This window comes from Rothia sp. HMSC071F11 (assembly GCF_001809115.1).
Taxonomy (GTDB): Bacteria; Actinomycetota; Actinomycetes; order Actinomycetales; family Micrococcaceae; genus Rothia; species Rothia dentocariosa.
The window spans coordinates 225,420-241,648 of the sequence record NZ_KV795763.1; the positions used below are offsets into that span (position 1 = coordinate 225,420).

Below are 16,229 nucleotides of genomic sequence, written 5' to 3' on the forward strand. Positions count from 1 at the left end.
ATAACATCTTAAGATGTTATTCGAACACCTTACCTATATAGTTCACACAAATGAGTAATGGAGGTTTCATGGAAAAACAAATATTGTTCCCAGAAGCCGATGATACTGAGTGGAAGCGTATCCAGGATTTGAGTGCTTTATATGCCGGTTCTACAGCTTCTCCTCATCCTTCGGGTCACCCTTCGGTCAAGTTAATGAAACTTATGTCTGACGCAGTCATACCATTTCGAGATGCCTCTATGCGACTAATCTCGGAAGAGCTTATTGACATAGAACAGACAGTCGTAAAAAGTGACTACATAGCAAATCAGGACAGCCTTCTACGCTCATTGATTTACCGTTGTCTTATGTCTATTCAGCCTCGGGTACTTCGCAGTCAAACTGAGTTTATGCGCAGCAAAAGGCATTATCTCACCGCCAGTTCATCCGAAGATAGGTATCACGAGTTCGCACAGTGGTTAAGCACACCAGAAGGAGACGCAAAGTACAGGGAGGTATTTCCTCAGTCAGTTGTTGCGGCACAGTCAGCGGCGCGTAATTTTGCCGATGAGATAAATGAAATTCTAAAACGGTACGCAAGCGACACAAATAAACTTTCGACACTTGGATTGGTAACTTCTCAGCGAATTACAGATATTGATATATCGTCCGGGGATCGACATATGGGCCGTGCCGTTGCCATGATCCATTTTGACGACAACAACACAGTTGTGTACAAACCGCGGTCTTTACGGCAAGAGTATGCATATCACAAACTAGTGGAATACATCAATAATTCTGAGGGAGATCTGTTTTTTGGCTCTGCCCGAGTTCTTGAACGGGGAGAATATGGGTGGATGGAATTTATCAGGAGCCGCCAGGGGAATTCGCCAAAATACGCATATCGTAAAATGGGCGAATTACTCGGGCTTCTACATCTTCTCCGTGCCACTGACATGCATTTTGAAAATATAGTATTACATAACAATATACCGTTTCCTATTGACTTAGAGACCCTTCTGGCAGCAGTTCCACCACAGGGAGCCAAGAAGAGTTCTGCTAGTTCGTATGTATTGAGCCAAACTGCAACATTTGTAGGTCTATTACCTAGTGCACTGCACTCACCAGGACAGAAAGCGGACAAAAGCTCAACAGATGTTGGTGCGTTGGGCTACACTCCTGGACAGAAGTCTCCTTTCTCCACTCTTGTACTTCACCGACCACTAACCGATGAGATGCATTTCTCTCTTGAATTCCTTGATAGGACCGATCCAGCCCTCCTGCCATCTCTTGACCCCCGTGAAGAAATAGCTCTAGTTCAATGTGGGTACCAGAGCTTTATGGTCTGGGCGATGGCACATAAAACGGAGCTTAGCAATGTTATTAGGCAAGAGTTCAAAGGGGTTAATATTAGGTTTGTGGCTGAACAGACGCAACGTTATTCAGAGACACTGAGGCTGGCTACCCACCCTGATCTACACAAGGATCCAAAATTACACTCCATGGCTCTCTGGCGGACAGCTTTATTCCGTCACCAGGTCCCGGAACAAGTTTTAATATCTGAGCATGAGCAATTAATCAAGGGCGATATCCCTTGTTTCCACTTTTTGAGCGATTGCTCTGACATTTTTTTTGATTCGCAGGTTCTTGTAAAGGACGTTCTTGAATCTACACCGTTATCACACGTGTTAAAGGGCGTCCAGAACTTAAATGAGGATGAACTCAAGCTTAACTTATGGCTAATCCAGTTGTCATTCGCAGCCAAGATATCACAAAGTGCAGCACACACGGACTATCTATTTTCTGAATCAGCTGTGAAAGCTAGTAAATCAGATATAAATGTAAACCAGATGGTTCAAGAACTCGCACATCCTCTTATGCAGACCCGTGTGGAGGGTCATGGTGAGCATCCTCCGGCCTGGATTGGAGGGCGCACATCCGATACTGCTTTCCAGTACTGGCGTGTTGACAAGTTATCTTTGGAGCTCTTTTCCGGGAGCGTTGGTGTCGCTCTCAACCTTGTACGCTCAGGAGTTATTTTTGAGGAACCCGCATGGGTTTCAGCGGGGGAATCATTCTTCCAGAAGACTCTTGCGAACTTAGCGAATGGTACAGATTGGGAAAACATTCACCACGGTGCTCAATCCGGTGTGGAATCTTTCCTGTGGGCAGCTATGGAGGTGTTCGAACTTCTTGGAGATAAACAAGGGCATCAGAAAGCTGTACGTGTGTTGGCACAATGCCTAAGTAAGTCAAAACTTTATGATCTGGACGTATCGAGTGGATACGCAGGTATCGTGTTAGCTTTCTCACCCCACATCGATTCAGATTCAACTGGGACACTTGCTGATCTGGTGGCTTTCTCCGTTAACTCATTGGTACAGGGCGCGCAGGCTCTAGACGTAGCATCACTCCAATATTCGGGATTTGCGCATGGAGTATGTGGATTATACGCTGCATTGGCACGTACTAAAGGCCTCGAAATAGAGAATGAAGCTACAGATAGCCTCATTAAAAAACTGCTTACGTTCGAGACAAAGTTTAAGACTGCTGACGGGGGTTATCGATTCGGTGACGAAGGAACACCAGAAGCTAAGGGTTGGTGCCATGGGTTACCAGGGCATCATCTAGCTCATGCAATCTTACACCACTATGCGACAGATTTATCTCCCTTCACGGACGCTGATTTGCAAGTCGAGTCCGAGCGCATTCGCAACACATGCTTTGGTGGGAATATCAGTCTTTGTCATGGTGATATTGGGAACTTCTGGGTTCTTCTGGATGCCTCACGGTTATTAAATTATCCAGAAATTGGTGCTCTGACTAAGAAAGCAGCAGCAGACTACGTGGAACGCATCCTTCCGGTAGCTCTTAAAGATGTAAATCGTCATACCATTACTCAGTCACTTATGGTAGGAACAGGTTCCCCACTCGCTTTCCTCGGAAAACTTCAACGTCATGAACTTAGGTCACCGTTATGGTTCGGCGCATAAAGCCGCTCCATCAGGTAACACAGACTGAGTGCGGTCTTGTTGCCTGTGTGATGCTCATGAAGGCTCTGGGTAGTCCAATTACCCTGCGTGAAGCGAGGGAGAAGTACGAAGTGGGCCGTGATGGTCTCACCATCCGCCAGATCCGCGATTTGCTGACCAACCAGGGGCTTGCTCCGCGAGTTTTAAAGGTTCCAGACTCAGCAATATTTGATATTCCTACACCTGCAATTGCCTACTGGAAAAAATCACACTTCGTCATGGTCGAAAGTGTAGGTTCTTCTTTTACTATTCTGGATCCAGCCGTAGGACGTAGAAAACTCTCAGCTACTGACTTTTCAAGTGGATTCTCCGGCATACTTATTGTTGGTTCTCCTCCGTTTATCCGAGAAAAAGCTAAGGCTGAGCCGAGCCCTTGGTTGAGCATTTTGCCCGTAGCTCGAGCTAACCGAGGTCGCATCGCTATGCTTATGCTACTCGCGATGGCAACTGTTGTGACAACGCTTGCGTCACCACTTGCAGTTTCTGGAGCTGTTAGCTCCTTAATGGAAAACCAATCGACTCCCTCAATGATGGCTTTAGTACTCTTTTTAGGAGTAATGGCTACCTTACTGTTAATCAATGTGATAAATGTACTAATTGCTGTCTCAGCTGCAGTTGCTATTGGCCGTGATTTAGCAGCTAAAGTGTTTTCTTCTCTACTGGATTTGCCATTCAAGTACTTCGCATTACGAAACCGAGGAGAGATTCTATATCGTATTCATGCCACGAACCAGATTGAAAGTTTTCTTACTGACGAAGTCGCACGGTCGGTAGGCTCAGCGCTCACTGTAACTGCAGCTGCTATTGGTTTACTCTGGTTATCTCCACCGATCGGGTGCCTCGCTATTTTAGTTTTCAGTGGAATGTGGCTCCTCTTAGTTGTAGCTAGGCGAAAGACAACTCAATGGGCTGATGCAGAGATGCATTTCGAGTCCTTAGCCAATGCGGTGCAGGTTGATTCAATCACAGCAGTCTCTCTCATCAAAACAGGAGGTCTTAAGGAATCAACCTTTCACGAGTGGATAAACCCTTTTGATAATGGGGTCCGTTGGAGGAAAAAACGGGAATTTCTGGAGGGCTTGGTACAGACTGCAGCCACTTTCGTACAGACGCTTTCTCCGTTGGTATTCACGGTAGCTGCACTGAGTGGAACTATTGGACAGTCCATGAATTTAGGAGGTGCATTAGGACTACAGATGCTCAGCGGAGTGTTTTTTAGTCAGCTAACAGTAATTTCACAACTTGCGGCACGGTGGGGAACTGCAATATCTTCAGCTAGGCGAATCGATGATATTCTATCGCATAGTAAGGATAAAATATTTTATGGGAATAAGCCTATTGAGCTTTCAGGACGAGTTAAATTACAGAATGTTGATTTTGCGTATACTAATTTGTCACCACTAGCAATTACTGGAATAAACTTTGAGATTAAACCGGGAGAACATGTCGCTTTTGTGGGGCCTTCAGGCTCCGGAAAATCCTCTCTCGCCAAACTAATTGTTGGTTTATATAGCCCTACACATGGCCAGATACTTTTTAACGGGATGCCACTTCGCTACCATGAAGAAGCTTCATTTCGTGCACAAGTTGCATACGTTGAGCAAGATTCTCAGCTTCTGAACGCTACAATTTGGGATAATATTGCACTTGGTAGGTCAAACGTATCATTTAATGATGTGCGAGATGCTGCTATGAAAGCTTCAATAAATGATGATATTGAAGGTATGCCTATGGGGTACGATACATTCTTAACCAATGGCGGAGATAATATCTCAGGCGGACAGCGCCAACGCATTGCTTTAGCTCGAGCATTGTTTGGAGACCCCAAGGTCCTCGTTCTTGACGAAGCAACAAGCGGATTGGATCGTGCTTCAGAACAACGGGTTCTAAAATCTCTCGAAGGAATGTGCCAGACACGAATAACAATTGCTCATCGCCTGGATACCATACGGTCAGCAGACCGCATTTTTGTCATGGATAAAGGCAAGATCATAGCCTCAGGAGATCATAATATGCTTTTGCGTGAGTGTGAACTTTATGCTGAGCTGTATAAAGAGCAAGGTTATTAATTTATTCTAGAGCTCTAGTCATTGTGGGGATCATTCACTGGGGATACAACAAAGTGTTAGTAAAATCGTGAGGTAACCCATAAAATTAGCCTTAGGACTCGATGATATATTAACCTGAATATAAAAATCGCTGACGATAATATATTCTACGTAAGAGCATGTGTCACAGGTAGCCTGTCGAATATGCTCCAATATAGTCAAGAAAACAATTTTGGCTTATCCTTACATCAGCTGTGCTTCAGCGCGCACATTGAATCACAGAATGTAGCAGATAGGTCTGTAGGAGGGGCAGAGCCTGCACTCACACCCTGGGAATCTGTGCTAAATCTCTCCCTCCCCCATATCTAGAAGAGTCGCACCCAGCAGGGCGTCCACCGACACATCTGTATCGCTTCCTTCCCAGTCGATGCTGCACAGAACCAACCCGAAAACGTACAGATTCACCGTGGGGTAGCTTCTCACGATTTTCGCGCTACGCCACGGTGCACTTCAAATGCAAGAGATAGATACATGCTCCGCCTTCGTGATGCCTCGTTGTGATATACATATTGATCCTTCATAGCAAAACCTTCACCTTCAAATGCAACTTGCAAGTTGTGCGTAGCGAGTTTTCACGCGGGCATGCATTGTTTGAGCTGAAGCGTTTCGGCGGCACAGGGCTGAGTGGTAAACGGGCTATACCTTACGAATATTAGCTTCCTCTATTCTTTCCGATACTTCTAGTCTTCCGGGCGGTCGGGAAATGAGCAGGGCGGCACATCTGGCTACCTACTGCGGGACGGCAGAGACCCATACGGGGAAAGCGGCGGTCACTCACAGGCCCTCGATTTGGATCCAGCGCAGGGCGGGTTCGTTGAGATGAAGTTCCCAGCATCCGGCACGTACACGTTCGTGAACCACCAGTTTGCCGAGATGGAACGCGGCGCGATGGGCAAGAATAAGGTGACGGATAAGTAGTCATTCCGCTTCCCTGACTCGGTTCCCCGTGCCCCAAAAAAGGCTCTTGATGTAATAAAATACTAGCGACTACGCTTTCTTCACTATCAAAAGCATTTTTACGTTTTCAGGAAGGGAAAACCCCTACATATTTATAGTTTCCACGGATACCATTAAAGAAAAACCCTCAGTGCTTACACCGATGGCGAGGTAGACTCCGTGGCAAAAATCCGTAAATACGCTCTCATAGCACTAGCGATTGTGGCGTTCTTGACCCTGATGTTCCTGCTCTATAAAGGCACGCAGCGGAACGAGGCGACACCCGGCAGAACGGCGACGCCCAGCGTATCCACAAGTTCCGCGCCGGTATCAAGCGCCCCGGTACAAACCCCGCAGGTTTCTGAGCAGAGCGCGCAGGCGGCACCCGCGCCGGAACAGCCGCAGCAGTCGCAGGGGGCGCAGGATTCACCCTCGGAATCTGCTTCACCATCCGCGACGAATACCGCCAAACCGTCTCCGAGTACTTCATCTGACGCTGGGCAGGAACAACATAAAGCCGATGCAACAAGCGCCGCCCCCAGTGCCAGTGGGTCTGCCAGCGCATCCCCGGGGAAAGAACCTACATGCCCGGAGGACGTCTCCTACCAGCAGGTGGCAGATGGAGAGGCTGACTGCACATTCGACTATTCCAAGGTACGTTTGAAGACCATGCAGGAGGCAGAGCAGTACGCGCGTAAATGGCTCTACCCCGAACCCGGCACCTATATTCAGGTGCGGGATTACCGCGAGGCTAAGGTCAGGATTCCGGGTATGGATAAGCCACAGAGCGTATTTGTTGTTCGCGCGGTCGCACGTTCTTCGGGGGATCAAGGCGGTAGCGGAGCCGTCACCTGGAGCGTTATCTGGCCCAACGGTTACTATCTCACCAGCGATGACCTCCCCGACGGTATTGAGGCTCGGTAGGTTCTGGCATATCGGTTCTTGCGGTGCGCATGCGCTCTCGTGTTAAAGTTTAAGCGGTAGCTAGAGGTGAGCGATTCTTCGCAAAAGTCTTCCGAGCGCCAACTCTTGAAGCCACACTCAGGTGTGGCTTCTCGTATTTAACAGCTTGCCTCTGACATAAGCCGCAGTATGCCTATAAGCCATACAAATTCTGTATATCTAATTTTCGCCGAAATTATAGCTTTCCGGTCCGTGAAAACCGCGCCAGTCGGGCTTGCTGGGGTGCTAGGCTAGAGGAATGGCGAAGAAGAGCTCACTCAAGACCGCATCCGACAAGAACATCTTCACGAAAGTGACCGCCGGGGCGCTGGCGCATTGGCAGATTATTGCCTCTGCGCTGCTCCTGGGTACGGGTGTGGTGGGGCTCGCCGCCACCTACGACGACTACTGCGGTATGACCGATTTGACCTATGCGCCGGAAGAGGTGCACGAGGATCTCCGCAAGGCCGGTCAGACAGCGAATATTCGCCCGGGTGTGATCGCGGCACAGCTTGAAACTGAGAGCCACTGGCGCATCAATGCGGCTTCGAGCGCGGGTGCCCGAGGCGTAGCCCAGTTCACCGACGAGGCTTGGAAGGATTGGGGTAACGGCGGCGATATCCTCGATCCGCACAATTCAATTGATGCGCAGGGCCGCTACCTGGAATCACTCAAGAAACGACTGGGCAAGTACGCCCATAACGACGACGAAGTGCTCGACCTGGCGCTTGCCGGGTATAACGCTGGCCCCGGCGCGGTCGAGAAGTACAAGGGCATTCCACCCTTCCCCGAGACGCAGAACTATGTGCAGAAGATCCGCGATCTTTCCGAAACAAAATATAAGCTGACCTGCACGCCGGATCACCGGTTTAAACAGTCACAGATTGTGCGCATTGAAGCTCAGGCTTCCGGGCAAGACTCTACCGCTCCGGATGCGGTCGCCGCAGACTCCATGCATGCCGTAGTACCGTCTTCGCACACCGGATCTAAGGAAAGCTAAATTTATGAGGGTTTAGCCACTATTTCAATAATTTGATAACCAGTTCTCTGTCGATAACTTTTGATGGCACATCCTCTACGTATGCTGCAAAATATTCACAAGGTTCCCCAGCGGATCGCGAACAAAAAACCTCCGCACTCCCCAGGGTTCTTCAGCAACGCCATATTCAAGCGCAATACCTGCCGCATGAATGCGAGCGAGGATTTCATCAAGATTATCTACTTCAATCGATAAATCAGGAACCGGTGTACCTGAACCCCCTTCACTGGCTATGCTGACTTGCACAGTCGTAGTTTCCGCATTGCCGTAAGTCTGTATCCATCCGTGGTCCATGAGTAATTCCAGACCTAGAATATCTTGATAAAAAGTAGCGGCAGACTCGGGTTTATCAGCGGCAAGGTTAGTAACGATACGCCTAACAGTCATAAGCAGCCCTTCCATGAGTGTTTTACCCTGGCAAAATCTTCACGGCACTTACTCTGAAGCCTATCAAAGATGCACGCTGATGGGGTGAAGGCAGGGTTTCTGGGCTTATAGACCCTATGGATAAGCCTTCTTATTTTTATAGCTTGAGAAGCTCTTCCTCGTTTGTGACCACCATGGCATACGTAAATTGATGCTTTGACAAGATAGACTTCATGTCGGGGAGTTCTTTTTCTTTAATCAGCTTATTCTCGTGAAGGCTGTATATGCGCAGAGTATCCTTATTGTCCGTTGAGTTTATGTTGTAGAGATACTTATCGGACCAATAAAAGAGACCCTGCTCTTTCGACCTCTTATAGTCTTTAAGGGTGAAATGGCGGGTATTTTTTCCGGTTTCTACATCTGTAGAAATAATAGTCCCATCGCCCGACTGCCACCATATTTCGCGACCGATTGCATGGTAACGCCCCTGCTTCGACTCCCACATGTCATGGTTCACGCGCACTGCATGGTCGCCGCTTATAGGAACTTCATATGCCTGGCCGGTATCTGTATCGAATACCTCAAGAACCGATCCCGTAACATCTTTTGAGCTGCTCCTCTGCGGGTCGCTGCCGGGAGGATAGGTATCCCTTATGCTAACGACTTTATTCCCAACACACGTGATACCATCCATCCCCTCCTCTGGAAGAGAAAGCGTATGTTCGGTGACAGGATTATCGGAAAAGTTGGGGTATAGGCGAATCAGCTTAGTCGGTTCGTTTTTCTCTTTTGTGTCTCCTTGGTTCTCTTTCTGCCCAAGAGAATTACTTGATTCTTTATTGACAGTCCATACACTGCCATTAGCGCACCGCGCAGGCTTCCTAATACTACGATTCGAGGTATGAACTTCGGTATTCTGCCCATCATGGGTGACTATTTTATAAATATAGGAGGTTTTATCTTCGGTATAGCCAATATTTTTGACCGCTACAAACCCACCATTATCCAAGCCCCACACTTCCTCGTTATAGACAGACTCGTAATTCCTGTCATAACCTTGAAGTGAGTCTCCTAAAATATAGTCCTTCTTTTTATCCCCGAAATAAAGCTTGTTGTTATAGTAGTCAATTTCTGAGGTCTGAGATCCTTCGTTTGACAGCTTAGTCCACGAGTTGGTGTGCGGATCGTAGAAGCCCACACCCCCTCCAGGATCCTTGCTTTCTCGGTAGTCACCAGCAACGGAGACCGCTAAGGCGCTACTTTTCAACGACTCTTCCGGACTCTTAGACTCTTGTGCCTTCGGTGTGCCACACGTCGTAAGACATAACGCGAGCAGCACTCCAAGGATGGCAAACCTTGCACCCGGATAAAATGCCTTCACGAAAAACCACCTGTGCTTATTCATAAACGTACAAGAATCTAATAAAAAGTTTTTATATCTATTTCACCCACAATAACATCACACATATACTGCGTAAACCCTACTATATATCTTTATAAACATTCGATAAATGAATATGTTTTATGCACAACAATGAACGTAAATGATGCATAAAGTTCTTGTTCTTTATAAATTTGAACAGTATAATGTGACAGTGAGCGTATTCTCTCAACATGTCATAACCCCTAGTCGGCAACCTATGAGAGGAGCGAACATGGCGCATAATGATCACCAAGATAAACAGCCAAAACGTAAAGAAATTCCGTCTTCGCTCTGGGTCTTTGCCCTAGCAACTTTCGTTTTAGCGCTACCCCGTATTGGTGACGGTCGTATATTACCGCTCGATCTCACAAATTCTTTTATACTCGGCGCGGTTCTTATTGTCTGCGGGTTCTGGATGATGTACCGTGAACACAAGAAATCTTCCGCGCAGAAAAATAAACTCCAGGACCACTAATTTTTCTACGAAAAGATACAAACCTATGACTACTCTCTACGCCAAGTCAAAGATGGCCTACCCCGAATACCGGTACAACATCCTCAACACTGATTTCAAACCAGTCTATGAAACCGATGGCAGGCTTCGTCTCGGTGGAAAAAGCGTTGTCTTCGCTAAGGCAGATACCGAAGAAAAAGTCATCACGGTACACCGCGAACCCGATATAAAACACACCTACACCATCGAGTCCGCAGACGGTAGCACCGCAGCCACCGTGAAATACACGGATTGGAAGCCCTTCCGCCCAAAATTCAGCGTTAAAACCTCCGATGCGGAGTTCATCATGGATGGAAGCGCATGGGTCAAAGGGTTCGAGATTCACCGAGAAGATCAGGTGGTAGCAAAGATAACCCGCCCAGGACTCGGAGTTAAATACGGTTATATTATTGACATCATGGACGAAGCATTCCACGATGTCACGCTCGGATCATTCATAGTACTCTCCCACTACATCGGCGGCAGGCGCAGCTACGCGGTTCCTGTCGTCGGGTAATTCACCCTCCAAACCGCCAAGTTGGGAACGATAGTTTGCAATGGAAGCTGTGCCGTTGAAACACTCGCACAGAACGCCCACGTGCACCGCGCATCCAACAGAGTCGTGAGCTACGAGGTGAACATTCCCAAACCGAAGCCGTGGCGAGAAACCTTCGTGGGGGGCCACTGCGCCCAAATGTACCCCGCCTGGCTGCTCTGCTCCTCCTGAGAATAAAGCTCCCGGTAACGGCCCTCAACCATCATCAGGTCATCGTGGCGTCCGCTCTGAATAATGCGCCCATCCTCCATGACCACGATATTCTCGGCGTTGCGCACCGTTGAAAGCCTATGCGCCACCACAACCTTCGTGCACTGATACTGGGCAATCAGCTCCGTCACCTGCCGCTCGGTCGCGGTATCGAGCGCACTAGTCGCCTCATCCAACACCAAAATACGCGGGTACCGCAGCAAAGCGGTCACAATCGCGATGCGCTGGCGCTGACCGCCCGAGAAGTTCTCGCCCCCGCTCGCCATGATCGTATCGAAGCCCATCGGCAAATCCTTCACAAAATCCAGGATGCCCATCGCGAGAATACTCTCCTCGATTTCTTCACGACTGCGCCCGTCATCCAGCCCCGCCGTGAGGTTATCGTACAGACTTCCCGACCTGGTTTGCAGCTGCTGCGGCACATACCCGATATGGGAACGCAGCTCGTCCAAAGAATAATCTCTAACATCGATTCCGCCCACACGAATCGTGCCAGAAACCGGGCTGTACAACGAACACAACAGCTTAGCCAAGGTACTCTTGCCCGAACCTGACGAACCCACGAGAGCAACATCGTGGCCCTCCGGCACGCGCAGCGAGATATCCGTCAGCACAGGTTTATTACCACCCGGATACGTAAAATTCACGTTCTCAAGGTCAAGGTCACCGTCAGCAATATCGGTGACAGATCCCGTGCTCTTCTCCGGTTCATAACGCTGAATATCCACGATACGCGCAACCGCACGGTCCACCGCGATAATGCTCATAATGCCAAACATCGTCGAAGCAACCGACGAAAACAGCAGCGCAGAAATACCCTCGGTCGCAATAGCCTGACCGAGCGTGAGCGTTCCATCATTCACCAGCGGTATCGACGCCAACAATAGAATCAACGGGCCACCCAACTGCACCACGGATGCGGCAGACCCGAGCACACCCTGCTGCAGCACCATGCGGCGGCGCATCGACGCCAGCGACTGCATATAGGCTTCGCGCCAGGTGTTATAGGTGGGCGTTGAGGAACCCGTCATTTTCATGGCTGCAATGGTGTTGATAGCATCAAGCTCAACCACCTGCGCTTCGGAGGCGTGCGCATACTCGGCGTCGAGCGCCTGGGAGGTGGGGCGCGCCGTGACGAACCAGATCAGCATCAGCACGGCAAGAACCACGAAGGTGATTATCAAAACCTGGCTCGATTGCTGGGCGATAAAGATGAGAATCACAATCATCGTGCCGATGTTGATCACGAACTCGGTCAGGCTTGTCGACAGGAAGTTGCGCAGCGTGTTCACGCTTGAAAGGCGGTAGAGAATATCACCCGGAGAACGCAGCGCGAAATAGGTCAACGGCAGCCTCAGCAGCCTGTCGAACATATTGCCCAAGAGCTTATATCCGATGGACGAGACGATACTCGCCAGCGTTGCGGCGCGTGCAATGGAAACCAGGTAGTAGCCAATAACACCGACTACCACACCGACCGTTGTTTCCACGACGGTGTTTCTTGCACCCCTGAGCTGCGCATCCACCACGGTTTGGATCACCATAGGCACGGCAAAGGTAACGCTGTAGGTAATGATGAGAAGCAGCAGGAACAGCGCGTACTGGCCGAACATTTTCTTCGTGAAGAAGGTGCCCAACTGCCAATCTTGAAAGACACTGCGGGATTTCTTTTTGAAATCTTTCCGCGGAGACGGCACCAGAATACTGCCGGAAAAAGACTCTTCAGCCTCCTGAAGATCCATAACCCGCATTCCCGTGGAGGGGTCCATAATATGCACGCGATCCTTACGGATGCGCACCAAAACCACGTAATGGGAGTTATTCCAGTGCAGAATGACCGGCTTGCCAATATCTCGAAGATGTTCGAGAGAGGGCGCCCTGAAGGCTTTGACCTCCATACCCTCCTCAACGAGAAGGTCGCGCACTTGGCGCATCGAGAGACCTTCACGACCGGGTTCGGCAATCAGGCGAAGGTCTGAAATAGTCTGATAGCGCCCGTAGTGCTGCAGGACGGACGCCCCCACGCCCAGCCCGCATTCGGTCTTCGCCGCCTGAAGAACAGCAGGAAAACCCATACTATCGAACCTCGAACGGCTCGGGGATAAGAGGGCTGTACGGGCGAGTATTCTCTGCCCGGCGAGCCAGCCAGGACAGCACACCGGAGGTACCGACCATGAACGAGGGAGTCAGCGAGTAGCGCACGGATTTATCGTCGAGGACTGCCCGAATATCCGATGCGCTATAACCGTTCTCGATGGCATCCCGGATAGCCTCTGCACACGGTACGTCGGGGATCCGGTCGGCTATCCAGGCGAGCGCATCCAGGGTGCCGAAGTCGCCGTGACAGAGGGTGAGGTTGCTTCGGGTTCCGGTGCGGAACGCATGCTGTACCGCGCGGTCGAGGTTGGTGCGGCTGGCGAGTTCGGGCATCCACAGATGCAGTGCCGCGAACGCGAGGGCGATGCCCGCGCTGCCGGAACACCAAGTGCCGCTGGCATGCTCTTCGCCGCTGTCATGCTCGGTGAGCTGGGCTCGCCATTCGTCCCCGGTGTTGAAGTCGTTGAGGCGGCGCAGAAGAATTTCGACGGCTTCGCGAGCACGTTCGGGTGAGGGCATCTGGCGGTTCCACCGGGCGAGCGCGAAGATTGATCCGCTGATTCCGTAGGCGAATCCGCTGCGGTGCCACCAGTTTTCTTCTACCATACCGGCGATAATGTCTTGGGCGTGCCTGTCTAATACCGCCAACAGAGCCGCGCGGTCGGTGGCGAGGTTATAACCTAAGAGCAGGGCGGCAGCCCCTACCTGATGATCCAGGTACCCGGGCATAGGATGCTCAACCTGCGCCAGGCGTGCGGCGGTACGGTTGCCAACCTTGACGGCTGCCTCAGCAAAACGGTCGTCTCGAAGGTTTTCTGCGGCAGCGGCGAGCGCGAAGGCGATGCCTGTTTCGCCGCAGGATATGCCGTCGCAGGTTTCGGGGGGAATGCTGAAAAGCCTGTCAGCGAAGACGTCTTGCGCGATGGGGTCTAGTACCCGGCGAGCCGTCTGCGTGTATTCCGGTTTTTCGAGCATCCGCGCGGCCTGGGTGAGGGCGAGTGCAGCCCCGGTTGAGCCGGTGTAGAGGTCTATGCCGAGGACTTCGGTGTTCCATACGCTAAGGTGCTGCTGCCACAGGCCGGGGGTGGGCGCCAGCCAGGTCCAGGCGTCTTCCTCTCTGCCGCCCGGGTGGTTCGTCGCTGTTAGCCGGTCGGCAATACTCTCGCAGAGTTCTCGTTCATGCTGCACGCTCTGCCTGTTTGACAGTATCTCTGCCGATGCATCCGCGAGTATGCGATCCGGCGGGTAGGGTGATACGAAAGCCGACCAGATCTGTTGAATCTGCTCTTCAAGGTTTGCTTCGTCGAGGGCGGCAATATGTTCCAGGGTTTCATCGAGCGCGCTGCTGTCGATGGTCAATCCTATGGCATGCCCATCGAAAGATATGATCTCGGAGCCATCCGTGCGGTGCATGAAGAAGGGAATATCGAACCGCCAGAGGGCTTCTACTTCGGCCCCGATCATCTCAAGGGGGCGGTTATTGCTCAGCGTTGCGGCACGCAGCGCGATTGTGGCGAAGACGTCTTCGGAGGCCAGCGCTTCGGGGCTGCTGAGCATTTTGAGAATTCGAGTGTAGAACCTGGTGGATTGCAGTAGGGCACGCAGTGTCAGCCCGGAGCAATTTGTGCGAACTATCTCGGTCATGATTTCGCGGTGCTCGCAGACCCACCGGTACATCTGTGTGAATCCGCGTTCGAAGGCGCGGGCGCGGGCTGCCTCAGAAATACGCCGCTCCTCTGGGGTGCTGGCGTTAGCTTCTTCGGCGCGATCTGTGTCTTCCGTGGTCGGGTTCTCTGGGCTGGGTTCGCGGTTGATGCGTGCCACAGCATCGTCACGGAAGGGATTTGCGACGGTTACCTCGTGGAAAGGGTTCGTCCCCTGTTCGCCGTGTAGGAAGCCTACGTCGCGGAACCCTAGCGAGATATCGCGGCGTGTGCGGCGGGTAGGCAAGAACGCGCTGCATGCGATTCCGCGCAGCCAGCGCAGGTAAACGCTGCCTTCGGGGGGACTCTGAATATCCTCCGTCAGAATATGCACGGGGTGGAGGATCGTTTCAAGGTCAATCGGAACGGGTTCCGTGCGCAGGGGTATCAGATTCTTAGCGTGCAGGTCTTTAGCCTGCAGGGTGTAGAGCAAAGCCGCCAGCCGTCCGCAGGCTCCAAGGAAATCTTCAGCATAAAAGTCTGCGTCTTCACGTTTAATAAACTCCATGAAGCCATAGCCGTCACCCCGAATCACGCGGGCTGCACGCATCGAAGGCGCCCCCTGCGTAGCGAGGTCTTGAACGATTTTCCAGAAGACCCATTCGCCTTCAACATTGCGGGATTTGTAGACCACCATGCCCTGGGTAAATTCGAGAAGGCAACCGGCGCGTCCGCCGCCGTAACGAGTTCTGGGCAGACCGAAGGATTCGAGTTTGAGGGGTTCGTCATCTTCGACGTTAAGAAGCTCGCGAATATCATCTTCACGAGCGCTCACACGCTCAAAAATTTCGGCAATCATCGCATGAAACTGCTCAATAGTCCTGCCGTGAACGCCGGGCAGAAGCGAGTAGCTCGCATAAAAGTCGTCACTAAATTCTTCGCCCCAACGCCGGCAGTAGTCTTCATACCGCTCTTCGGGGGTGTCGCCGTGCAGAAGACCCTGCGAAGAGATCTTTTTGATGTGCGCAACCAGCGGTCTGAGGTAGAAATTAGTCAAACGCGCGGTCAGGTTCTCCAAAAACTGACTAACTAGGAGGGGAAGCCGCGACGGTGCGGCGTAGCCCGATGCGGCAACAGCACGTTCAACATTGTCACGCTCACCCTCGGCAAGCTGGGCAATGAGCGCGTGAAACATGGAGGGTTCGGCCATCGGCCCCAGTGCTTTGAGCGCCGGGGCCGACAACCGTACGATAGACTCGGAGTCGGGAGTATTGGATGCGGTACCCAAACGTTCTAACAGCGAAGTGCTAGATACATACGTTTCTAGGCGTCGGAATTGCTCATCATCCAGTTCAGGAAGAAGTTCCCTGATTAACACCTGGTATCTCCTTATCTATCGTATTTA

12 protein-coding genes are annotated in these 16,229 nt (G+C 51.0%); 7 read left to right on the forward strand and 5 right to left on the reverse strand.

The annotated features are described in order from the left end of the window. The first annotated feature begins 68 nt into the window (after positions 1-68). On the forward strand, positions 69-2,972 hold the full coding sequence (gene lanM, locus HMPREF2554_RS08975) for a type 2 lanthipeptide synthetase LanM (RefSeq protein WP_070554839.1): 2,904 nt from the start codon (positions 69-71) through the stop codon (positions 2,970-2,972). Further along, complete coding sequence (locus HMPREF2554_RS08980) at positions 2,957-5,080, forward strand: peptidase domain-containing ABC transporter (protein ID WP_013398308.1); 2,124 nt, start codon at positions 2,957-2,959, stop codon at positions 5,078-5,080. The genes lanM (HMPREF2554_RS08975) and HMPREF2554_RS08980 overlap by 16 nt, the downstream gene beginning before the upstream one ends. 321 nt (positions 5,081-5,401) lie before the next feature. On the opposite strand, the gene HMPREF2554_RS11900 is transcribed toward HMPREF2554_RS08980, so the two are convergent. Further along, positions 5,402-5,524, reverse strand: a complete 123-nt coding sequence (locus HMPREF2554_RS11900; RefSeq protein WP_013398307.1) for a hypothetical protein — start codon at positions 5,522-5,524, stop codon at positions 5,402-5,404. A gap of 384 nt (positions 5,525-5,908) precedes the next feature. Here HMPREF2554_RS11900 and HMPREF2554_RS11905 point away from each other — a divergent pair, with 384 nt between their 5' ends. The 3 genes from HMPREF2554_RS11905 (at position 5,909) to HMPREF2554_RS08990 (ending at position 7,997) form a co-directional block, all read left to right on the forward strand. Further along, on the forward strand, positions 5,909-6,037 hold the full coding sequence (locus HMPREF2554_RS11905) for a cupredoxin domain-containing protein (protein ID WP_013398306.1): 129 nt from the start codon (positions 5,909-5,911) through the stop codon (positions 6,035-6,037). Between the two features lie 198 nt (positions 6,038-6,235). Continuing rightward, entirely contained in the window at positions 6,236-6,979 is a 744-nt protein-coding gene (locus tag HMPREF2554_RS08985; protein WP_070554841.1) for a peptidoglycan-binding protein, read from the forward strand. Between the two features lie 277 nt (positions 6,980-7,256). Continuing rightward, entirely contained in the window at positions 7,257-7,997 is a 741-nt protein-coding gene (locus HMPREF2554_RS08990; protein ID WP_070554843.1) for a lytic transglycosylase domain-containing protein, read from the forward strand. A 75-nt stretch (positions 7,998-8,072) separates the two neighbouring features. On the opposite strand, the gene HMPREF2554_RS08995 is transcribed toward HMPREF2554_RS08990, so the two are convergent. Together HMPREF2554_RS08995 and HMPREF2554_RS11605 are read right to left on the reverse strand one after the other, a co-directional pair. Beyond that, positions 8,073-8,423, reverse strand: coding sequence for a VOC family protein (locus HMPREF2554_RS08995; RefSeq protein ID WP_070554923.1), 351 nt, complete (start codon positions 8,421-8,423; stop codon positions 8,073-8,075). 136 nt (positions 8,424-8,559) lie between these two features. Continuing rightward, positions 8,560-9,783 (reverse strand): hypothetical protein, encoded by a 1,224-nt coding sequence (locus HMPREF2554_RS11605; protein WP_246826046.1) that lies wholly within the window; start codon positions 9,781-9,783, stop codon positions 8,560-8,562. A 274-nt stretch (positions 9,784-10,057) separates the two neighbouring features. On the opposite strand from HMPREF2554_RS11605, the gene HMPREF2554_RS09005 reads away from it, so the two are divergent. Continuing rightward, on the forward strand, positions 10,058-10,300 hold the full coding sequence (locus HMPREF2554_RS09005; RefSeq protein ID WP_070554847.1) for a hypothetical protein: 243 nt from the start codon (positions 10,058-10,060) through the stop codon (positions 10,298-10,300). Positions 10,301-10,325: 25 nt separating this feature from the next. Continuing rightward, on the forward strand, positions 10,326-10,835 hold the full coding sequence (locus tag HMPREF2554_RS09010; RefSeq protein WP_070554849.1) for an LURP-one-related/scramblase family protein: 510 nt from the start codon (positions 10,326-10,328) through the stop codon (positions 10,833-10,835). A 110-nt stretch (positions 10,836-10,945) separates the two neighbouring features. Here HMPREF2554_RS09010 and HMPREF2554_RS09015 read toward each other — a convergent pair whose 3' ends face one another. Continuing rightward, on the reverse strand, positions 10,946-13,159 hold the full coding sequence (locus tag HMPREF2554_RS09015; RefSeq protein ID WP_070554851.1) for a peptidase domain-containing ABC transporter: 2,214 nt from the start codon (positions 13,157-13,159) through the stop codon (positions 10,946-10,948). A gap of 1 nt (position 13,160) precedes the next feature. Next, positions 13,161-16,202, reverse strand: coding sequence for a type 2 lanthipeptide synthetase LanM (lanM, locus tag HMPREF2554_RS09020; RefSeq protein ID WP_070554853.1), 3,042 nt, complete (start codon positions 16,200-16,202; stop codon positions 13,161-13,163). Between the last annotated feature and the right edge of the window lie 27 nt (positions 16,203-16,229).